This window comes from Streptomyces odontomachi, assembly GCF_024435355.1.
Taxonomy (GTDB): Bacteria; Actinomycetota; Actinomycetes; order Streptomycetales; family Streptomycetaceae; genus Streptomyces; species Streptomyces odontomachi.
Genome location: NZ_JAMJWG010000001.1, coordinates 15463 through 36704 on the forward strand (window position 1 = coordinate 15463; position 21242 = coordinate 36704).

The following is a 21242-nucleotide window of genomic DNA, read 5'->3' on the forward strand; positions in this document are numbered from 1 at the left end:
GCCCTGCACGTCGCCGCCCGGTTATGTCGTGAAACAGAAGGTTGCCGTGGACGCGTAGGGGGTAACACCCAGAGTCCGGAAGACTCGACCGGCCCATCTCCGACCACGCGCGCCGGTACGCGTGGGTGCGGCCGGGCGCACCGGCACGGCACTCACGGCCGAGTCCGGTGCCGCAGGGTCCGGGGGCGGGAAGCGGAATGATCGAGTTGGCCAGTGTGATCAGGGATCTCCGCGAGGAGCTGGAAAGAGCGGTGGCCGCGGCGGAAGGCGCCGCGCTCCGGTTCGAGCTGGAGACGGTCGAGCTGGAGGTCTCCGTCGCCGTCGAGCGGTCCGGCGAGGCCGGCGCGCGGGCCCGGTTCTGGGTGCTGGAGGCGAATACCGGCGCCGCCGCGAGGGCCACGTCCACACAGCGCCTCACCCTGGCGCTGCGGCCGACTCTCCGGGGAGCCGACAGCCCGCCGTACGTGCGTGGCGCCGCCGCTCCCTATGAACGGTGAGCTTCACCGACGGCGGCCGCCGCGCCACCGGACTCGACCCGCACCGTCTGGTGCAGATCGTCGTCACCCAGCGCACGGGGGAACGGTGGCGTGGCTCCGGATACCAGATGACCCGGACGTCGGTGCTGACCGCGGCGCACGTGGTGGGCGACGCGGAGTCGGTACTGCTGTGCGCCCTGCCCGCGGCGGGCGGCACGGCGGCGGACCGGGGGGTGTGGACGGACGGCGCGTCGGACGTCACCGTCATGGAGGCCCCGGGCCGGGTGGTGTGGGCCGACGACGAGCTGGACATCGCCGTGGTCGAGATCCTCCCGGCGGCCGGCCCGGGCGGCTGGCGGCCGGCGGACGTCCTCCCGGTGCGGTACGCCTCCGTCGCGGCGCCCGTGGGCTGCGAGGTGCTCGGCTTTCCGCTGTTCAAGTTGCGCCCGGGCACCGTGTCCCCGCCCGGGCAGACGACGAAGGCGGTCTGGTACCGCGACACCCACCACGCCCGCGGCACCACCACCCCCTGGTCGAACCTGATCGCCCGCGAGCTGGAGATCTCCCTCGACTCGCCGGGGCCCCGCGCCGAACCCGGACGTTCCCCCTGGGAAGGCATGTCCGGGGCCGTGGTGTGGAGCGGCGGGTGCGTCATCGGCGTCGTCACCCGGCACTACGACGAGGGCCTGCACCGGCTGACGGCGAGCAAGACAGAGCGCTGGTACCGCCTTCCGCCCGATCGGATCGACACTCTCCGAAGGCTGATCGGGCTGCCCACCCGCCCCGGTGGTCTCGTGCAACTGCCTCCGCGGAATCACCCGTCCGGCTGCGGCGCGCAGCCGGAGCGGCCCGGCGCCGCGGACGCCCGCTCGGTGGCCGAGAGCCTCGCGCGCGCGGTGCGCGACCAGTGGCGCCGCGAGGAGCAGCGGCAGCGGGCGACCAGCCGGTTCCGCATCCAGGTGCGCTTCGACTGCACCCGGCGCAACGTGTTCGAGCACTGGGCCGGCATCCGCACCCCGCTCGCGGACACCCTCGTGCCGCCCAGGGAACTGGCCGACCCGCTTCCGCTGGACGGCCGGCTCGACGAGATCGTGGACGTGTACCGGTCGGTGCCGTCCGGGCGACTGGTGGTGCTGGGTGGCTTCGGCGCCGGCAAGACGGTCCTCGTGTCCCGCTTCGTCCTCAGCATGCTGCACCAGCGCGCCCCGGGCGACCGGGTGCCCGTCGTCTTCCAGGTGGGCTCCTGGGACCCGTTACGGCACTCGCTGAAGGAGTGGATGCGCAGCCGGCTGCTGCGCGACTACCCGTTCCTGGAGGCGCCCGTCGACGATGGGCGGAGCCAGGCGCTCGCGGTGCTCGACGAGGACCTGGTGCTGCCCGTCCTCGACGGCTTTGACGAGATCGGCACCGTCCTCCAGGCGACCGCGCTGCGGGAACTCAGCCGCACCGACCTCCCGCTGATGCTCACCAGCCGTCCCGACGAGTACGGCTGGGCGGCGCTCCGGGGCGTGCTCGCCCGGGCTGCCGTGATCGAACTGGAGGCGCTGACGGTCCCGGACTACGCCGACTACCTGCACTTCGCCAGTCGCCCGGTCCGCAGCGACGGCGAGCGCAGCACCGTGTGGGAGCCGGTGCTGCACCGGCTGAACGAACAGCCGCGCAGCCGTGGCGCGGAGCAGCTCGCCCAGGCACTGTCCTCACCGCTGATGGTCACCATGGCACGCACCATCTACGACGGGACGTCCGGCCGGGACCCGCAGGACATGCTCGACGAGACGCGGTTCCACTCCGCCGAGGAGCTGGAGGAGCACCTGCTCGCCGCGTTCGTCCCCGCCGTCTACGAGAACGCCCACCCCAGGCTGCCGGCGCGCCGCCGCCATCACTGGACCCCGGAACTCGCGGAACGCTGGCTCGGTTTCCTCGCCGCCCACCTGGAAGGTCTCAGTACGGAGGACCGGCGCTACCGCGACATCGCCTGGTGGGAGCTGGGCACGATCCTGCCGCGTTCCGTGCGCATTCTCGTGATCGGTTTTCTGGCAGCGCTGGCCTTCGGAGTGACCACGGGAATCGGGAACATTCCCGTGGATCTCGTCACCACCTCGCCAAGCGTCTCTTTCGCCGTGGCGCGCGGCATTCTCGTCGGATCGCTGCACGGACTGGCAGTCGGAGTAGCTTTCGGCGCCGCGTACGGATACATGTCCCGCAGTGGGCCACCGGAGCCTTCCCGCGTCTCCATCGGCTTCTTCCGGAGTGGCGGAAAGCGTCGCACGTCCGACGCGCCACGGTTTTGGATCGGCTTCGGACTGGGCGTGTCGGCGGGCGTTGTACTGGTGCTGCTCGACCGGGGGCCCGTCAGCTGGCTGGGCTACGCCGACGCGAACGACGGCGGACTTCAGGGGGCGTTCGTCTTTCCGTGCCTGCTCGGCGTCGGTGCTTGGCTGGCGCTCTCCATCGCGCACTGGGCCCTGGCGCCGGTCGACCGCCGCTCCGCCACCAGCGTGTCCGGTTCCCTGGCCACCAACCGGATGAACACCCTGTTCCACATGGTCGTCTGGATGCTGGTCATGGGGGTGCCCGCCGGGTTGGGTGCCGGCCTGCAGAGGGGGCCCCTGTGGGGATTTCTGGCCGGACTCGTCTTCGGCCTTGAGGCGGCTTTCGGGGGAGGGCTCGGATACGGGCTGAGCTTCACCGCCTGGGGGCAGTGGGTGGCACTGGTGCGTATCTGGCTGCCGTTGCGCGGAAAGGTCCCGTGGGCCGTGATGGCGTTCCTTGAGGACGCCCTTGACCGCAACGTTCTACGCCAGACCGGAGCCGTCTACCAATTCCGGCACGTGCGACTTCAGGAACACCTGAATCACGCTTATCACGCGCACCACAAAATTGGCCAAAAACGCGATGCGCGGCGGAACCAAAGGCGACGGTAATCGCGTCGCTGCACCTATCGTGAGAAGACGGGGAGAACTATGCCCGCACCGGCATCAGGGGAGGAAAGAATGAAATCAACTGTCAAAATCATCGCGGCCGCGGGCATAATGGCCGCGGTCGTCGGGGTGGCGGGGGCGGGAAGCGCACAGGCTCAGTCCGTTTCCAGTACCCTGCCGTACTCCTGCAAACTAGGTACTGACGTGCCCATCAAGGGAGTGATCCACGCGCAGTTGCCCGACCGGGCCGAGGCAGGCCGGACCACCGGGAAATCGACCATCAGCGTGGAGACGACGGTCGACGCGACTTCCGTGAGGATTCTCAAGTTGCTGGGCGTGGCGAGTGCCAAGGCCACCCTGGATACCAACATCAAAGCCACCGGGGCGGGCGGCACGCGCAGCATTCCGCTGCGGCTCACGGCCCCGGAGCGTCACCTTCCGTCGTCCGGTTCCATGCGTGTGACCGCGTCAGGCACAGTACCGGGACAGAATTTCGCCATTCCGGGCAAGGTCACCCTGCATGCCGGGGACTTCACGCTGCATGCCACCGCGGTGACGAAGAACGGCGACCAGAACGTGAACGCGCCCTGCGCGCTGAAGACCAACAACGACGTCCTGGCCTCTGTCCAGGTGAAGGCCGCGGGAAGCGGAACGTCCGGCACCGACCCGTCCTCCGCGGCGCAGACCGGTGGCGCGGGCAAGGACGATGACGCGCTGGCCGACACCGGGCAGTCCACCGCCTGGCTGCTTCCAGTGTCCGCGAGCACCGCTGCGGCTGGTGCCACCGCCGTTGTTACGGTGTGGCTGCGCCGCCGGCGCTCCGGCCAGAGCGCCTGAGCCCGGCCTGGCATTCCTGGGCGATGAGGAGTACGCGGATACAGGTGAGGCGCTCCAGGTGCCCGAGCCCATGGCCTCTCCCCATTCGGCATCGGCCAGTTGGCACGGAGCAGGTGAGCGTTGAGGAAGGCCGTGTAGTCGTGGTCGCAACCGATGGTCAGGACGGTTCGGTAGAGGCCAATGAGCAGTTTTTCGTCCGCGAGGTCGAAGGTCTGCAATCCTGACCAGACCACATGCAGCGGCAGCTCGAAGACGCCTTCACGCGGACCGTGCAGCTTCTCCAGCTGCTGGGGCAGCTGCTGTGCCTCGGGAGCCGAGCGTGGCGGGGACACCCGCGTGGTGGTTGCGGCGTCTTTTGGGGCTGGGGCCTGCGGCTGCTGGGGCTGTGTCGGCTGGTGCAGCGCGTCGCCCATCGTCAGGCGATGAGGGTACGGTGCCGGCCCGAGCCGGCACCGGCCGTATGCCGTGTGTCAGACGTGAGGCGGGGCGGCGTGGGCCGGCTGTCGCTCTGCGATCCGCGTCGGTGCCGAGCGGACCGGTGGTCCGCTGCGTCCGGGTGTCGAGAAGGACGTTCGCCAAGGGTATGACGCGTACGTATCCGGATGTCCTGCGGCAGCGCTTAGAGACCGCGTAATTGCCTCTTCCGGCGTGTGTTGGATGCAGAGCGTTGTGTAGATGTCGCTGCCGCTATGTCCGGAACATAACCGGAGCGCGGGGCGGTGGCATCTGCGGCGCACTGTATACGCGTACGGTGGTGAGTGAGGGGGCGCATCCGCGAGTAGTAGGCGAGTTGCCACCTACATGTGCGTAGTTCTGAAGTTGCCGGTCCTAAGTCGCCTTGAGTGCGCCGAGGGCGCGCTGCAGCGTTCAAGGATCGTAACAGGGAGTGACCGCAGCGCTGGGGGTCAAGGGGTCGCAGGTTCAAATCCTGTCGTCCCGACTTTTCGGACAATCGAAAGTCGCAGGTGAGGGGCCGTTTATCGACGGTCCCTCGTTGTCTTTCTCGTGCTCCCAGATGGGAGCGAGGGAGTGGGAGCGTGCTCCCACGTGTCCCTATAACTGTTTGCTCCCACTCGGGCTGCTGCACGCTTACCCGGATTCTTGCGTGCGCGTTCACATTAGCGCCCGTTTTGTGACCCCCGGCTTTCCGTCGATCGGGTGGCCTTGTGGGTATGTGCTTGCGCTCTTGCCGCTGGTCATGCGTGCTCCCAGTGGGAGCGGGGTGGGAGCGCTGGCCCTATATCCGAATTCCGCGGTATGGGACCCTGCGAATTCTTGACCACATGTCCGATTCCGAATGTTGAGTATGTCGGTTTTCGGTGGTGGCGGCTGTGGGGGGCATGGAGAAGTTGAACGCGCTTGCCGGGTGGCGCTGCGGGAGGTGGGTGGCCGCGAACCGAGTGGATGGTGTTGGAGTCGACGGCCGGTCTCGGCCGCCAACTTGCTTGCCTACTGGGAGGAAGTGATCGAGGGTCCCGCGGCGGATGCTGCCGATTCTGCGCTCGCAGTGGCCATTCATCCGGGGTACCCGAGGCGCACTCTTGATCACGCCCACGCCCATTTCCTACAGGCGGCTGCCGAGCGCGGTGTCGATGGGGAGGAAGTCTGCTGCGATCATGCCCCGGCCTGGGCGTCGAGGGAATGGCGCCAGGTCTGGCCGGAGCGATGCGGTGCCGGGTCGATGCCGCCGCGTGCAGGACCTCCCACACTGTCGAGGCTGGGATCCGGTGCCCGAGCCGAGCCATCTCGCTCTGGCTCCGCCGGTGCCCCCACCGCGGATTCTCGCCGGCCAGTCGCAGGGCCAAGATCCTGATAGCTGCTGCCGTGGGTGGCCGGCCGGTGCGCCTGCGTGCGCTGTGGTCCCACTTCGCGGCGAAGAATCGGGGGTGCCAGCTGGGCTGGGTACCGGGCGTGATCGGGAAGATCTCGCGCCAGTGACGCCGGGGTGTCAGGGTGGCGAGGGCGGCGAACCAGAAGCGATCGGCTGGCTCGTAGCTCGTAGAGTAACTGCCGGCGTAGCACCGCGTTCTCGTGCCTCAACACGAGAAGTTCAGCGTCTTTCGCCGCCTCGCCGCCTCGCCGCCTCGCCGCGAAGCAGCGCCGACGGCAGGGACAGTAACTTCCGGGTCGCCTCGTACAGCAGGGACACGATCATCAGGATATGGTGCCAGCCGACGAGCCCTCACTGCTGCCACCAGCGACGATGACTTTTCGAGCGGCATACGCACGCGCCACGGGAGTCATCACCACCGTGAACTCCACCATCTGGAGCCTGTCCGAGGCCCTGAGCACTTTGCGCCTCGTGATCGCCATGGTCGGGTCTGTCACGCTCGTGGCCGGCTGGCTGATCGTAGACGCGCACCCTGTGGCATCGATCAACAGACGCCTCGCCGGAAGGGGGAAAGGACGAGCCTCTACAACGCCTCGACAGTCATGACCGTGGGTATCGGGGTGATCGTCTGCTATGGATGCTTGATCGTCATCAACTTGGTGTCGGCGCTGTTCATTCTTAACGACCGGGTGTTCAAGTCCATGACGTGATTCCCGCTGCATGCCCCGGAGTACTGGACATCGTCCTGGTTACTTCGATCGCCACCGTGGGCGGAGCGCTGGGATCCGGCTTCGAGCGCGCGGAGGCGATTCGCGCAGCCGCCTTCTCCAAGCGCGAACAGGAGCGTCGCGACACACTCCACGACGACCATGGTGACCAGCTCTCGCAGTGAACCGATATCGGTGTAAATAGTTCCGAGGTATGCATGCCGGCCTGGTCGCTCACCACTGGCCGGAGTGCCGCTGCTACGGGCTGCATACGGCGGTTCTTCAGACCTGCCCCTCGCCCGTTGAACTAGGCAGTTTCGCTTGAATGGCGTGATCGATGGGTGCGTGGTTGTTTCGCGTCGGGGGCCGACGGAGACCCGCACGGTACGGCGCCGGAGCGCCGAAGCTCCGCCTGGCGGGCCGGCGGCGGAACCACCGTTCCACTGATCCGGGTGAGCGGCCCGCAGAGGCGTGCCGGAGCCACAGACCTCGTCGCAGCAACTTCCAAGAGTCGGGCCTTTTGCGCCGCCTCATCATCGCCGTGCTGCGGTCATGCCGCGGCACCGAGGGGAGTCATCATGAAAGCGGCAATATATGAAGGACCTCGAACGGTCACGGTGAAGGACGTACCGGACGCGAAGATCGAGCACCCCTGCGACATCATCGTCAAGATCACCTCTACCAATATCTGCGGTTCGGATCTGCACATGTACGAGGGCCGCACCTCGTTCGAGTCCGGCCGCACCCTCGGACATGAGAACATGGGCCAGGTGGTGGAGGTCGGTTCGGCCGTCCGCAAGGTCCAGGTTGGCGAGTATGTGGTCCTGCCCTTCAACATCGCCTGTGGCTTCTGCAAGCAGTGCGAGCGGGGTCTGACCAATTACTGCCTGACCATGCAGCCGGAACCGGCCCTCGCGGGAGCAGCCTACGGATTCGCCGAGATGGGCCCCTACCAGGGCGGCCAGGCGGAGCTGCTGCGCGTGCCCTACGGCGACTTCAACGCGCTGCGTCTGGGCGAGGACGGTGCCGACCGGCAGACCGACTACGTGATGCTCGCCGACATCTTCCCCACCGGCTATCACGCCACCGAGATGGCCCACGTCAAACCGGGCGACCAGACCATCGTGTTCGGGGCCGGTCCCGTCGGGCTGATGGCGACCTACTCCGCGCTCCTCAAGGGTGCCGGCCGCGTCTGGACGGCCGACCACCAGCCCGACCGGCTGCGCAAGGCGGAGGAGATCGGGGCCATCCCGATCAACACCGCCGAGCAGAACGCGGCGGAGGTCGTCAAGGAGGCCACCCTCGGTCTGGGCGCTGACAACGGCTGTGAGTGCGTCGGCTACCAGGCGCACGACTCCCAGGGACACGAGGACGCCAGCCTCACGCTCAACGGACTGATCGACTCGGTCAGGTTCACGGGCGACATCGGCGTGGTGGGCATTTTCATGCCCCAGGATCCCGGCGGCGCGGAGGCTCAGGGTGAGCTGGAGGCGCAGGGCAAGGTTCCGATCGACTTCGGGATGATGTGGTTCAAGGGCCAGCACATGGGCACCGGGCAGGCACCGGTGAAGAGGTACAACAGGGTATTGCGGGACCTGATCGCCGGCGGCAAGGCGAAGCCGAGCCTCGTCGTCTCCCACGAACTCAGCCTGGACGAGGCCCCCACCGCCTACGAGCACTTCGACGCCCGTGACGAAGGCTGGACCAAAGTCGTCCTGCACCCCGACGGACACGGCAACGGCCACAACCAGTAAGGACCCTCTGGGCCGCCGTCCGCCTGCTCCCCGGACATAGCGGGCCGACGAACGGCGTCCGGCCCGCTAGTACGCCAGCAGCGTTTCGCTGTCTGGCCTGGTCAGAGGCATCGCTGGAAGCGTAGTGGCCAGGCGGTGGGCCGGTGGCGGACTCGGTGGAAGACCCCACCAACGAGGTCACCGTGGTACTGGCCGAGGCCCGGTACGGCAGTGCCCGAAGACGGGCGACGACACGGCGGACGCAGCCTGGGCTGCGGAACTCGACGACCTCCTCCTGACCATCGGCCGCCGCTTCAGGCGCGCGGACCTGCGTGCCCGAATGCGCGCCCACGTCCGTGGCCTGCTCGGCACCGTCGGCCTCGAGAACGGCTGGCAACTGGCCGAGTACGCCGGACACCGCACTCCCGACGGCCTTCAACGCCTACTCAACGGAGCCCGCTGGAACGCCGAAGACCTCCGCGACGACCTGCACAGCTACGTTGCCCAACACCTCGGCGAGGACGACGCAGTGCTGATCATCGACGACACCGGCTTCATCAAGAAAGGCACCACCTCCGCCGGGGTGCAACGCCGGTATTCGGGCACCGCCGGCCGCACCGAGAGCTGCCAGATCGGCGTCTTCGCCGCCTACGCCACCCGCACGGGCCGCGCTCTGGTGGACCGAGAGCTCTACCTTCCCAAGTCCTGGACCAGCGACCGCGAACGCTGCCGGGCAGCGAAGATCCCCGATGAATACGACTTCGCCACCAAGGGTGACCTGGCCAAACGCCTGGTCCTACGCGCCCTGGCCTCCCCGCTCCCACTGGCCTGGGTGACGGCGGATGCCGCCCACGGACAGCGGGACGCTTCCGCCGCCTGCTGGAGCAATCCGGTATCGGCTACGTCCTGGCCGTGCCGAAGCCGCAGCAGGTCTTCGGCCCGCGGGCCGACTACGTGTTCACCCAGGCTCCCGACGGGGCATGGGAGCCGCTGTCCTGCGGAGACGGCGCCAAGGGACCGCCTCTTTACGACTGGGTGGCGGTTCATCTCCCCGCGGTGCGGGAGTTCCACTACCAAGGGAGCCAACACATTCGCCGGCGGTGGGCGTTGGGCCGGCGCAGCCGCAGCAAGCCCGACGAGATCGCCTACTACTCGGCCTACTCTCCGAGGGAAGCCATGACCATCGATCTGGTGCGGATCGCCGGGACGCGCTGGAAGATCGAGGAGTGCTTCCAGGCCGCGAAGAACGAATGCGGCCTGGATCAGTACGATCCGCCGTTACGTCGGCTGGTACCGGCACATCACCCTGGCCATGCTCGCCCTCGCCTACCTCGCCGCGATGACGGCCGAAGCGGCAGCAAGGGGGCCGCAGAAACGGTTCCGACGTCTCGCGCCTGGCCCCACTCACCGTGGCAGAGGTCCGCCGACTCCTGGCACCTCGTCTCGTCCCACACCACCTCCACGGCCCGCCGCTTCACCACCATGCTCTGAACTGGTCACACTGGCGACGAGAGCACCAGGCGATCGCCCGCCACTGCCACCACCAACGTGGAACGACCTCGTTGGTGGGGTCTTCCACCCAGTCCGCCACCGGCCCACCGCCTGGCCACTACACTTCCAGCGACGCCTTTGACCAGGCCAGATAGCGAAACGCTGCTGGAGTACTAGCCGCCCAGTCCCATGAAGCGAACGGCGTAGGCGGCCATCTGGGTGCCCTGGATCGGCAGCTGGTGCCCGGCACCGGCGACGCTGTACGTCTCGACCTGCGTGCTGCCGGAGCTGTTGTTGTACCGGGCACGGTTCCAGTTGGTGACCGGGGTGTCAGTCGACGACGGGGCCTGGCTCACCCCGAGTACGTTCGTCCACTGCTTGGTCTCTTCGCCGAGGTTGTTGTAGTTCAGGATGGTGTCGGCGGTGCCGTGCCACAGCTGCACGCGGGGGCGCGGCCCGTTGTAGCCGGGATCGCCGACATTGCGCACCAGGTCGCCCCACTGCTGCGCGGTCATGGACACCTGGCCCCCGGCGCAAGGCCCGTTCCAGCCGCGCACGGTGCCCGTGTAGAAGCAGTGGTAAGGCACGCCCATGAAAGCCGCGCCCGCCTTGAACACGTCCGGGTAGTCCGCGAGCATGACGTTGGTCATCATCCCGCCGGACGACTCACCGGTGACGTACACGGCGTTGGAGTTCCCGCCGAAGTGCTGCTCGGTGTACGTGATCATCGACATCAGCCCGACCGGGTCGCTGCCGCCGCCACGCTTCAGCGCCTGGTCGGACGAGACGTCCCAACAGCTGCCGCCGGGGTTGCTCGAGGGATAGATGACGATGAACCCATACTGGTCGGCCAGCGACCCGAAGTCGGTGCTGGAGTACATGTAGGGTCCCGAGCCCTGGCACCCGTGCAGCGCCAGCAGGATCGACGGGTTGGCCTTGACGTTGTTCGGCACGTACACGTACATCTGCAAATTGGTCGGGTTGGTGCCGAAGTTCGTGACCTGGGTCAGCGAGGCGGCGGCGGCCTGGGGCGCGGCGGGCAGGCCCACCCCGATCGCAGCGCCGACCGCTAGGAGCACGCCGAGCAGGCGGGATTTCAGGTACCGGGATCGCAGCATGGGGTCTTTTCCTCCACGGGCTGTCGTGAGCCTGCCTGGGTCCGGACATGGCGCGCTCTCTTGGGTACGCCTCGACGCAGGCGTGCGGCGCTCATGCCCTGACGTCCCTCTGCTCGTTATCGGCTTGCAAAGAGTGTGAGCGCTCACATTCTGCGGTCACGCTGTCGGCGCTGCCACACTCCTGGCGCAGACGAGTTCGGGATAATGACGCTCCCTCATTGTCTGTGACCTGTCAAGAATCCGTGGGATGTATTTCTGGTTGCGTGATGTGTGATTTGCTCGAATTAATGGTGTATGTCAAGGACTCTTGAGTGGGCAACTGCGGGTTCGATCGTCGTGCTCCGGGCAGACATCCCATGCCCTGCCGTAGATGACGCACGGTGGAACGGCTTCTGGTGCGCCCAGTGTCCAGTACGCGCTCGACGAGGCGCTCCGGGTCGGGATCTCTCCATCGGGACCGACTTGGGTGCCGACGATTATCGCGAAGTCCGTGGAGATTCCTCCGCCTTTCGCGCCTCCGGTAGCGTTGGGCGCAGCGTTCGCGGGGCTCGTACCTCATTCTTACCGTGCGCCGGGTATGGGTGCAGAAGGCGGCCATGACCTCGGTATTTCCGCTGCGGTCACCTCGCTCCATCGGCGGTCGGGCATGTCGATATTTGATCCTGTATCGACCCGTACGACCGTCGCCTGGCAGGTCTTCCCGCTCAGACGTCGCGGTTCTGCTCGCTCCTCCGGTTCCGACCCCTGAGGTCAGCGCATTGCCGGGGAATCCGCGCCCAACGGCGGAGGTCACGGGCGCTGTTCAATCCGTCATCGGATTGCAATAATCGATTCGGCATCAACTTGTGAGCGTTAACAGTCGACTCTCTCCATTCCTACGGGAGGTGCGCATGCGCACAGCCAGGTCAGCGTTGAGAGGAACCGAGGCGATCCGGGTGCCGGGGCGGTGGTCGCGGGCGGTACGGGCGGTGGTGGCCACGGCGGCAGCAGCAGCGGTGATGTTCGTGGTGGCGCCGGCATCGGCGTCGGCCCGGCCGGTGCCGGACGCCGCCGCGCAGCAGGCCGCCCTGAGCAACCCGTACGAGCGCGGCCCTGATCCCAGCGTGTCCAGTATCGAGGCGTCGCGCGGTCCGTTCGCGACCGCGCAGACGAGCGTGGCGCCGGGCAACGGGTTCAACGGCGGGGTGGTCTACTACCCGACGGACACCAGCCTGGGCACGTGGGGGGCGCTGGCGATCATGCCGGGCTACTCGGCGCTGTGCGCCGACGAGGAGGCCTGGATGGGCCCGTGGCTCTCCTCCTTCGGGTTCGTGGTGATCTGCATCGAGACCAACAGCCGCACCGACGGCGCCGACGCCCGGGCCGACGAACTGCTGGCGGGGCTGAAGTGGCTGACCGCGCAGAGCCCGGTCAAGGCGGAGGTCGACCCGGATCGGCTGTCCGTACTCGGGCACTCCGCAGGCGGAGCCGGAGCGATCATCGCGGCGGAACGGCAGCCGTCGCTGAAGGCGATGATCGGCCTCGCTCCGGGGTTCCCCGGCAACGGCCTGAGCATGGCCACCGACACGGTGCCGAGTCTGATCATCGGCGGCCAGAACGACTCGGTTGTCACCCCGTCGTACCTCAGCAACCTGTACGGCACGCTGCCGGCCACCACGCAGAGCGCTTTCGCGCAGATCGCCGGGGCGGACCACGTGTACTACACGCACCCGAACAATGTGGAGATGAAGCTGCTGATCCCGTGGTTGAAGGTGTTCGTGGACAACGACACCCGCTACACGCAGTTCCTCTGCCCGGCCCTTCCGGACCCCTCCACCATCTCGATCTACCAGCCGAAGTGCCCCTACGTGCCCTCGGGCGAGTAGACCCTCGTCGCCGACCGGGAAATGACGTGGGGTTGACCGTATGACGGTGGTGCAAAGCCTGATCAGTATCGCGAGGGCCCTCCGTACGCCACGGAGGGCCCTTGTTCCGTCCAGGCACGGTACGGGCGGGCGCTCTGGTCGCTCCCCGCCGAAGTCCTCCCGCCCCGAAGGGGCCCCTCGAGTCCCGTAGGGGATGTGACCCACGCCGGGGTGGGGGAGCGGGTACTGGCGTTCCGGAGGATTCGCCGTCGTGTCGACCGTCGACGGTGAGGGCGGCGACGTCTCTGTCGTCGACGCAGGGCGACGCCGTTCAGGTGATGTGTCCGTCTTGATGCCGGTTCAGGCAGCTGACCTGACCGTGGGGTTCGCGGACCTGGCTGGAACCGAGGGAGGCACGGTCTCCGAGTGATCATGAGGTGTCGAGTGCCTGATCACCGTGTCGGTGGCCAGCGGGAATCCGCCGGCCGCGGCCACCGACGAAAAGTCGGGTGGCCGCGTATTTCGCTACAGTCAGTGACGGTCTCTGGTGGCTCAGGCGCGTGCAGTCGTACTCGGCTGCGCTGAGGTCGTGCGGGCCCGGTTCTCACGGATCTCGTCGTGGTGGGCGGCGGCCCAGCCGACCAGGGACGTTGTAGGTGTCAAAACTACGTCCGTGCTGGTCAGGCTGCGTGTTGGTATTCGTGCAGGATGCCGCCGAGGCGGTCGCGTCATTGCGCGTTGAGACCAGTGAGCCGCGCGGGTTCGGTGATCGGTTCGGGCAAGGAGCGTAACGGTGCGGCGTTTTGAAGGCTCCGGTGGGACCGGTGCACGTTGTAGAACTGCTCGTACTCGCGCAGCGCGTGAAGAAGGTGTTTTCGGTTCCAGATGAGGGTGCGGTCGAGGAGTTCGGTCCGGCAGGTTCGCACCCAGCGTTCCATGATGGCGTTCATGCGTGGCATCCGGACGCCGGTCTGGACGACTTCGATGTCTTCGGCCTGCAGGACGGTGTCGAAGGTGGCCGGGTAGCGCGCGTCCCGGTCGCGGATCAGGAACTTCACCTTGGCGTCTGCTTCGTGGAGGTCCATGACCGTGTTCCGGGCGAGTTGGGTGACCCAGCGCGCGGTCTGGCCAGGTGAGTCGGCATGTCGATTTGTCTGCGTATCACGGTGAGTTGGTGGCGCAGCGCCAGGATCTCAGCGTCCTTGTCGCGATCGGTCACCGCCAGGAGCCGTAGCAGGGTGAACATGCTCGTCAGGGCCAGGTAGGGCAGTCGCAGCAGCACTGGATCATCCTGGCGCCGACCAGGAGCACCCGGCATCACCAAAGGCCCACCATCACCCAAAGCCCACCATCACCATCGACTGGCAAGAGCTCGCGACAGCGCTTCTACACATCCTGACCTGCGTGGATGAGGTTTCTGACACCTACACCCTTCGCGGACGACGAAGGCCGACGAGGTCCGCATCTGGGCTCCCCGCGCCGATCGCTCTCATCCTCGTCGGATGCGGGGCTTCCATCATCTGGTCTGTTGGTCGGCTGTTACGAGTCCATGGCTCGTGCCGAGCGGTGTTCCGGCTTGGGCATATGGATGCCGTTTTCGAGAGTGCGGATGACAGTGGAGACGATGCCGTGCCTCGGCAGTCCGCAGGCGTCGGCGTCCTTGTATCCGGTGTACACCAGCGACCAGAGCACACGTTGGATCCAGGCGGGAGTGACATCCGGGTCGAAGGCGCCTTCGGCTTGCCCGCGCTCGATGAGCGCGATCACCGGGTCATCCAGAGGTTCCGGTGTGTCTGCTGCGCTGCGGCCTTCCAGAACGCGCGGATCGCCGAACAGGAATACCAGCCGGTCGCCGACCGCCACCATCGCGGGGACCAGCCTGCGCATGGCCTCGACGGGGCAGCCTTGGTCGAGGGCCGCGTCGGCCACCGACTGCTGGATCGCTTCGACGGAGTCCGCAATGGCGGCGTTGATGAGCCCGGTGCGGTCGGGGAAGTAGCGGTGCAGTGTTGTGCGGCCGACGCCGGCGGCGGCGGCGATGTCCGCCAGCGTGGCGTGATAGTCGCGGCCGAGCACGGAGGCAGCCGCGCTGAGGATGGCGCGGCGCGTACGACTGCGGGTTCGTGCTCCCGCGGTCTCGGGCCCAGGTTCATTCATGCCGGTCACCGTACTACCGGGTTCTAATAAGGGACTTCGTTGGTCCTAAATGGAACATCGATGTTCCATCGTTGGTACGGTAGTTCTCGTGGTGACCCTTTGCAAGGAGGAGGAACGACGATGGCTCGCGGAGACCGGCGCCACCCCGAGAGCGTGGCCGGAGGCTGGTTCGTCGACGATCGCTGTATCGGCTGCGGAGGTTCGGTCTCGCTCGCGCCGACGCTGTTCGGGCTGGCGAGCGACGGCAAGCACTTCGTCATGACGCGCCAGCCAGCCACCGAGGAGGAGGTTCTGCAGGCGCAGCTCGCTGCCGAGGTATGCCCGTCCCGGTCAATCAGTACCGAGTCCGGCGTGACGTGGCGGCGGCACCACCCCCTGGAGATCGCGCCTGCCATCTGGCGGACGGGCTCGAACTCGCCCAAGACCGCCGGCGGCAACGCCTTTCTCGTGCAGCGCGCAGCGGGGAACCTCCTGGTTGACGCGCCGCGCTTCACCCCGGCACTGCGGGCCTGGATGGAATCGCTCGGCGGGATCGTGATGATCTTGCTGACACACCGCGATGACGTCGGCGAGGCCGATCGCTATGCCGACGCGTTCGGTGCAAAGGTGGTCATCCATGCCGCCGACGCCGACGCCGCCCCGTTCGCAGACCGGGTCCTGACGGGTGCCGACACCTGCGAGGTCGCCGCCGGCGTGCTGGCGATCCCCACCCCGGGGCACACCGAGGGCCACATCATGTACCTGACCGACGATGGCACCCTCTTCACCGGCGACTCGCTCGGCTGGGACCCCTATCGCCACGATCTCGGCGCAGAACCGTATATGTGCTGGTACTCCTGGCCCACCCAGGTCGACTCACTCCAGCGGCTCGGCGGCTACGACTTCGCGCGGGTCGTCCCCACCCACGGCACGATAAGTCCGACGCTTCAACCAGGCGACATGCGCCGACGGCTGGAGGCGCTGATCGCCCGCCTACGGCGCGACCTGGCGGACGGGTAACACACCTCGCTCACGCGGGTTCGCGCGGGAGGTGGAGGACGGAATGGGCAATCCCCGCATCGTCCGGCGATGTCAGAGCTGGTACCCGGCGGGTGCGCGCCGCCGCTGAAGCCAACCCGGGGGCCGCCTGCGGACTGGTGCCTGCGCAGTGTCGTGGTTCCTGGCTCGCCGAGGATGGGTGGTCGCTGTCCGTTCGACGTCATCGACGTCATCGACGTCCGACCGGTCGGTTGAGGAGTGTCGCTGAGGGGCCGTCATGGGCTCGGATTATCGGGCGGAGCTGTGTGCCCAGTCGGACGTCTCGACGGACACGGTCCGACACAGGCTGTTCCCCGCACTCGACGGAGGCGACGCCGCATGACAATGGACCCGCGGCTCAAGGACGTCCGCGACATCCGGACAACGCACCTCTTCGACATGGTCGTCGACCTGAACCCCCGTTTGCTCATCGGTCCGGGCCGGTTCGGCCGACGCATCCTCTTCGGCGCGGCAGGTGGCACGTTTCCACGGCCCCAGGCTGCACGGCGATCTCCTCCCCGGCGGAAGAGACTGGGCGCTGTTCGGCCCTGACGGAACGATGAGCCTGGAAATTCGCCTGACCCTACGCACCCATCACGGCGCCCTCCTACAGGGACGCTGGGTCAGGTCTCTGAGATCTTTTGACGGGGCGTCATGGGCTCCCGCACTGGACTGAACAGACCGACGAAGATCGAGTGGTACGCTCGCCGGTCTCCCGGGCCGCCACACCGCCCGACCGGCGCGGTGGGCATCGCGCGCCGGCCGTCGCGACCGATCCGCAGGCCGACCCAGACCGCCGTGCCCGGAACCGCGCGCAGGCCACGCCCACCGGAGCAGGGAGGGCGGTGTGCACGACCCCGCGCAACGGGGCCGTGCACACCGTCCGCCTGCGGTGCCGGTCAGGAGCAGGAAGCGGTGCCCGTCGCCTCAGGAGCAGGAGATCTGGGCGTCCGCCCAGTCGGCGTGATCGCTGTCGGTGCCGTCCCCGCCGTCGCTGACGGCGAGCTGGACGAACTGCCTGCCGGTGACGTCAGCGTGCAGGGCCTTCGCGCCGTCCGCGTTGCGGAGGACTCCGCTGTCGGCGACCTGGGTGCCGTCCGCGACGATCCTGAACTGGACGCTTCCCTTGCCGTTCTTCTCGTCGTCCACGCCGACCTCGGTGTCGAGGGACGAGCAGCCGCCGCCGAGGTAGTAGGTGACCGTGCCAGGCGCGTGCACGCCGAGACCCTTGGCGTAGACGGTGCCGCCGAGGGTGATCGGGTTGCCGTCACCCGGGCCGCTCTCCCCGTTGCTGCGGTCCCTCTCGACCGGGCCCCAGCCGTTCGTCGCGGACAGCCAGTCCAGGTCGCTGAGGAAACTGGTGCCGGACGGCGGTGGCGACACCACGGTGATCGTTCCGGTCAGGGGGACCGTCACTCGCCGGTCTCCGGCCGAGCTGCGGTAGGTGGCGGTGCCGGCGAGGGGATAGTTGCCGGACCCGGTGCCCTCGGGGACGGTGACCTCCCAGGGGACGCTGGCGGTGTCCCCCGTGGGCAGCACCTTTCGGGTGGTGGCACCCGTGGCCCGTACCGTCCAGCCCTGCGGGGCGGTCAGCTTGACGCTGACGTCGGCGGCGGGAAGCGTCCCGAGGTCGGTGGCGTATGTGGTGACGTCCGCGGTCTGGCCCGGCTCGATGTGGTCGGGGGCGGTGACGCCGCTGTCCAGCAGCGGCGGGGACGAGGCGAGCGCGGCGGCGGCCTTGCGTGCGTCGGCGCTGACCCGGAGCACGACGCTGCCGTGCGCGGGGACGGTCGCGGCCAGGGCACCGGCGCTCTGGTACCCGGTGTGGCGCCACAGGTCCCGCACGGCGTAGCCACCGCGCGCCGGCAGCCCCGCCGCGGTCGCGGTGGTGGCGATGCGCTGCGCCTGGTCCCCGGCGTTGAACAGCACCACCGCGCGCTCGCCACCCGCCAGTTCCTTGGTGAGCACATAGCGGTCGTTGGCAGCGGACAGCACGGTCGCCTGCTTGCCCAGCGGGTCCTGGTTGAGCGCGATGATCTCGCGGTTGCGCAGGATGTCCATCGTCGCGGGCGACGCCTTGCGCAGATCGGTGCCGATCAGCAGCGGTGCGTTCATCGCCGCCCAGAGCGAGAAGTGCGAACGGTACTCGGTGTCGGTCATGCCGCCGTTGCCGATCTCCAGCATGTCCGGGTCGTTCCAGGCACCGGGGTGCGCGAACGGCGCGAGCGGCATGTTCGTCCTGGCGATGGTGAGCATGCTGTTCCAGTTGTCGCTGATGTCGCCCGTGGTGCGCCACAGGTTGCCGACGTCGCCCGCCCACTCCCAGGGCTGGGAGGTACCCCATTCGCAGACCGAGTAGACGATCGGGTGGCCGGTGGCCCGCAACGCGTCGCCCATCGTGGTGTAGCGGCGCACGTAGTCCGCACGCGAACCGTCGCTCTGGTTGTTGCAGTTGTCGTACTTGAGGTAGTCCACGCCCCAGTCGGCGAAGGTCTGGGCGTCGGTGGTCTCGTGGCCCAGGCTGCCGGGGTATCCGGCGCACGTGGCCGTGCCTGCGTCCTCGTAGATGCCGAGCTTGAGCCCCTTGGAGTGGACGTAGTCGGCGGTGCCCTGGATGCCGTCGGGGAACTTCACCGGGTCGGGGACCAGCCGGCCCTGCGCGTCACGTTGGTGGGTCATCCAGCAGTCGTCGATGTTGACGTACGTGTACCCGGCGTCTTTGAGGCCGCTGGTCACGAAGATGTCGGCGGTTTCCTTGATGAGCTGCTCGGAGACGTTGCAGCCGAAGGCGTTCCAGTCGTTGAAGCCCATCGGCGGCGTGCGGGCGAGTCCGTTCTCGGCGGCGGCGGCCGGGGTCGCGGTGGTCGCCACCTGCGTGGTGACGGTCGCTGCCCCCAGCGCACCGGCCCACAGAGCGCCGCTGATCACGCAGGCGAGAAGCCTGCGGACGGGTCTAGGCATGCGAGGTGCCTCTCTCTCCGATCGCCCGGAGCGAGCCGGGCTGGAGGGTGGGTTCGGCCACCCATCGGGTTGGGCGGGCGTAAATTCAGAGCCAGAGATGTGAGATCTTGGGGATCATGGCGTAGGGAAACCAACTGAATGCGACACGGTTGAGCATTCTCGCTCAACGCGCCACCGTAAGAGCCCGGTTGGCAATCGACAAGTCCCATGCGCGGATCGGTCCCGGCAGCGCAGCGGTGCGGGGACTTCCCTGCGCGTCCTGCTGGAGCGGGGTCGCTGGTGGTCGTCCGTCGACGGAGGCGGGCGCAGCGGCGCCCGCACGGAGGGTGCGGCGGGCGAAGAGCGCACCTTCCTGAGGGCCGCGGAGCCCCCGGGCCGTACCCGGGGCCGGATCCGGCCGTATCCGGGGCTGTTGGGAGCCCGGGAGCCGAAGGGCGATGAGTTTCGCCGTGGTAACCGGTCTGTACCCCCGACATGCGACCAACCGCACTCCGGGAGACCACCATGACCGCCACCTACACCTTCGACGTCTTTTCCAGCCTCGACGGCTTCGGCGCCGCAGGCGGCGACTGGACCGGCTACTGGGGCAAGCAGGGCCCCGAGCTCCTCGACCACCGCCTCGCCCTGTACCGCGAGGAGCAGCGGATGGTCTTCGGGGCCACCACGTACCGGCTGTTCGTGCAGATGCTGGCCGCAAGCACCGAGGAGTCCGACGTACGTGACCCATGGGTCACACGCATGAGGAACCTGCCGGCCACGGTGGTGTCGACCACACTGGAAGGCCCCCTTGACTGGCCGGATGCGACCGTCGTGAGCGGCGACGCCGTCGACGTCATCGCTCGGCTCAAGGAGGAGTCCGATGTGCCGTTGCGCTCGCACGGCAGCCTTTCGATGAACCGGGCGCTGATGGCCGCCGGTCTGGTCGACCGCGTCCAGGTGACGCTCTTCCCTGTGATCACCGGTCGGACCGGGCTGGATCCGATCTTCCAGGGTGCGGCCGACTTCGACCTCGAGCTGATCGAGCGCAGGACGCTCGACGGCCACATCCAAGAGCTCATCTATCGGCCCACCCTGCATGTCTGAACCAGCCCTCACCCCTCCATGCACCCCCCGTCGAGCAGCGTGGCGGTGGCGGCGCGGGTGGTGCTGCTTCCGGCGGCGCGGGTGGCGCTGCTTCCGGCGGCGCCGGGGTGTCCGAGGCAGCGGACCTTGTTGGCATCGCGCGTCGCCGGAGCAAGGATGGAATCGTATGCAGGCGAGAGTTCGAGTCGGGAGCGCAGCGCATGAGCACAGTCGCCGTCACGGGGGCCACCGGGAAGACCGGTCGGGTCGTGGTCGCGGAGCTGGTCGAGCAGGGGTACGAGGTGCTTGCCGTGGACATTGCGGTGGCACCGGCCGATCGGGCGTGGGCGAAGGGACTCGGCGTGCCGCTGCTGCGTGCCGACCTCACGGACTACGGTCAGGCCGTGGACGCCTTGAGTGAAGTCCGAAGCGTCGTCCACCTGGCCAACATTCCGGCCCCCGGCCTCCTCCCTGCCGCCCACACGCTCACCACGAACACGGCGATGAACAGCAATGTCTTCCTCGCCGCCGCGCAGAACAAGCTGGACCGCGTCGTGTGGGCGTCCAGCGAGACCACCCTCGGACTGCCCTTCGATGTTCCACCGCGCTATGCCCCCGTGGACGAGGACCACTACCCCTACCCCACCTCCACCTACGCCCTGTCCAAGGTCCTGGGCGAGACCGCGGCCGAGCAGGTCTCCGGCTGGTCGGGCATTCCCTTCGTGGCCCTGCGCCTGTCCAACGTCCACCTGGTGGAGGACTACACCCTGGTGCCCGGGTACTGGTCCGACCCGCACGCGCGCAAGTGGAACCTGTGGGGTTATGTGGACGCACGCGACGTGGCGCAGGCGTGCCGGCTCGGGCTGAACGCCGCTGTCGCAGGTTCGTCCAGCTACGTCATCGCCGCCGCCGACACGATCATGGACCGCCCGTCCGTGGAACTCCTTGCCGAGGTCTTCCCCGACGTGCGGCCGGTCAGGGAGATCGGCACGTACGAGACGCTGCTCAGCGTGCGACGGGCCCGTGAGGTCCTGGGGTATGAGCCGCGGCACTCGTGGCGGGACCATGTGAACAACTGAGGCAGGTT

General features: G+C 67.9%; 13 protein-coding genes and 2 pseudogenes. 11 read left to right on the forward strand and 4 right to left on the reverse strand.

Annotated elements, in window-relative coordinates; genetic code table 11:
* Positions 1-197 precede the first annotated feature (197 nt).
* From NQO67_RS00055 to NQO67_RS00080, 6 genes and pseudogenes are all read left to right on the forward strand, one after another.
* On the forward strand, positions 198-497 hold the full coding sequence (locus NQO67_RS00055) for a trypco2 family protein (RefSeq protein ID WP_255945043.1): 300 nt from the start codon (positions 198-200) through the stop codon (positions 495-497).
* Positions 494-3400 carry an NACHT domain-containing protein gene (locus tag NQO67_RS00060; protein WP_255945045.1) on the forward strand — a complete coding sequence of 969 codons (2907 nt, stop codon included), beginning with the start codon at positions 494-496 and terminating at the stop codon, positions 3398-3400. The genes NQO67_RS00055 and NQO67_RS00060 overlap by 4 nt, the downstream gene beginning before the upstream one ends.
* 69 nt (positions 3401-3469) lie before the next feature.
* Entirely contained in the window at positions 3470-4234 is a 765-nt protein-coding gene (locus NQO67_RS00065) for a DUF6801 domain-containing protein (RefSeq protein WP_255945047.1), read from the forward strand.
* Positions 4235-6395: 2161 nt separating this feature from the next.
* Positions 6396-6957: pseudogene (locus NQO67_RS00070) on the forward strand (hypothetical protein); the annotation flags it as partial.
* Positions 6958-7350: 393 nt separating this feature from the next.
* Positions 7351-8526, forward strand: a complete 1176-nt coding sequence (locus NQO67_RS00075) for a glutathione-independent formaldehyde dehydrogenase (RefSeq protein ID WP_255945049.1) — start codon at positions 7351-7353, stop codon at positions 8524-8526.
* A 274-nt stretch (positions 8527-8800) separates the two neighbouring features.
* Positions 8801-9996: pseudogene (locus NQO67_RS00080) on the forward strand (IS701 family transposase).
* 173 nt (positions 9997-10169) lie between these two features.
* Here the strand turns inward: NQO67_RS00080 and NQO67_RS00085 are convergent.
* Positions 10170-11114, reverse strand: a complete 945-nt coding sequence (locus tag NQO67_RS00085; protein WP_255945051.1) for an extracellular catalytic domain type 1 short-chain-length polyhydroxyalkanoate depolymerase — start codon at positions 11112-11114, stop codon at positions 10170-10172.
* A gap of 890 nt (positions 11115-12004) precedes the next feature.
* Here NQO67_RS00085 and NQO67_RS00090 point away from each other — a divergent pair.
* A complete protein-coding gene (locus NQO67_RS00090; protein WP_255945053.1) occupies positions 12005-12979 on the forward strand; it encodes a poly(ethylene terephthalate) hydrolase family protein in 975 nt (324 codons plus the stop codon).
* A gap of 707 nt (positions 12980-13686) precedes the next feature.
* On the opposite strand, the gene NQO67_RS00095 is transcribed toward NQO67_RS00090, so the two are convergent.
* Together NQO67_RS00095 and NQO67_RS00100 are read right to left on the reverse strand one after the other, a co-directional pair.
* Positions 13687-14043: an integrase core domain-containing protein gene (locus NQO67_RS00095; RefSeq protein ID WP_255945055.1), complete on the reverse strand. Its 357-nt coding sequence runs from the start codon at positions 14041-14043 to the stop codon at positions 13687-13689.
* 454 nt (positions 14044-14497) lie between these two features.
* On the reverse strand, positions 14498-15115 hold the full coding sequence (locus NQO67_RS00100; RefSeq protein ID WP_255946630.1) for a TetR/AcrR family transcriptional regulator: 618 nt from the start codon (positions 15113-15115) through the stop codon (positions 14498-14500).
* A 120-nt stretch (positions 15116-15235) separates the two neighbouring features.
* Here NQO67_RS00100 and NQO67_RS00105 point away from each other — a divergent pair, with 120 nt between their 5' ends.
* Positions 15236-16114: a 4Fe-4S domain-containing protein gene (locus tag NQO67_RS00105; RefSeq protein ID WP_255945057.1), complete on the forward strand. Its 879-nt coding sequence runs from the start codon at positions 15236-15238 to the stop codon at positions 16112-16114.
* Positions 16115-16607: 493 nt separating this feature from the next.
* A complete protein-coding gene (locus NQO67_RS44500; protein ID WP_374118874.1) occupies positions 16608-16808 on the forward strand; it encodes a DUF3237 family protein in 201 nt (66 codons plus the stop codon).
* Between the two features lie 251 nt (positions 16809-17059).
* On the opposite strand, the gene NQO67_RS00110 is transcribed toward NQO67_RS44500, so the two are convergent.
* Positions 17060-19093: an NPCBM/NEW2 domain-containing protein gene (locus tag NQO67_RS00110; RefSeq protein ID WP_255945059.1), complete on the reverse strand. Its 2034-nt coding sequence runs from the start codon at positions 19091-19093 to the stop codon at positions 17060-17062.
* Between the two features lie 504 nt (positions 19094-19597).
* Here NQO67_RS00110 and NQO67_RS00115 point away from each other — a divergent pair.
* The gene (locus NQO67_RS00115; RefSeq protein WP_255945061.1) at positions 19598-20176 is read left to right on the forward strand and encodes a dihydrofolate reductase family protein; all 579 of its coding nucleotides are present in this window, start codon (positions 19598-19600) and stop codon (positions 20174-20176) included.
* A gap of 200 nt (positions 20177-20376) precedes the next feature.
* Complete coding sequence (locus tag NQO67_RS00120; protein ID WP_255945063.1) at positions 20377-21234, forward strand: NAD-dependent epimerase/dehydratase family protein; 858 nt, start codon at positions 20377-20379, stop codon at positions 21232-21234.
* The last annotated feature ends 8 nt before the right edge of the window (positions 21235-21242 follow it).

Bases quoted from the DNA above. Each gene is read 5' to 3' on its own strand.
- NQO67_RS00055 (WP_255945043.1), top strand. From the start codon at position 198: ATGATCGAGTTGGCCAGTGTGATCAGGGATCTCCGCGAGGAGCTGGAA.
- NQO67_RS00065 (WP_255945047.1), top strand. From the start codon at position 3,470: ATGAAATCAACTGTCAAAATCATCGCGGCCGCGGGCATAATGGCCGCG.
- NQO67_RS00075 (WP_255945049.1), top strand. From the start codon at position 7,351: ATGAAAGCGGCAATATATGAAGGACCTCGAACGGTCACGGTGAAGGAC.
- NQO67_RS00085 (WP_255945051.1), bottom strand. From the start codon at position 11,114: ATGCTGCGATCCCGGTACCTGAAATCCCGCCTGCTCGGCGTGCTCCTA.
- NQO67_RS00090 (WP_255945053.1), top strand. From the start codon at position 12,005: ATGCGCACAGCCAGGTCAGCGTTGAGAGGAACCGAGGCGATCCGGGTG.
- NQO67_RS00095 (WP_255945055.1), bottom strand. From the start codon at position 14,043: ATGGACCTCCACGAAGCAGACGCCAAGGTGAAGTTCCTGATCCGCGAC.
- NQO67_RS00100 (WP_255946630.1), bottom strand. From the start codon at position 15,115: ATGAATGAACCTGGGCCCGAGACCGCGGGAGCACGAACCCGCAGTCGT.
- NQO67_RS00105 (WP_255945057.1), top strand. From the start codon at position 15,236: ATGGCTCGCGGAGACCGGCGCCACCCCGAGAGCGTGGCCGGAGGCTGG.
- NQO67_RS00110 (WP_255945059.1), bottom strand. From the start codon at position 19,093: ATGCCTAGACCCGTCCGCAGGCTTCTCGCCTGCGTGATCAGCGGCGCT.
- NQO67_RS00115 (WP_255945061.1), top strand. From the start codon at position 19,598: ATGACCGCCACCTACACCTTCGACGTCTTTTCCAGCCTCGACGGCTTC.
- NQO67_RS00120 (WP_255945063.1), top strand. From the start codon at position 20,377: ATGAGCACAGTCGCCGTCACGGGGGCCACCGGGAAGACCGGTCGGGTC.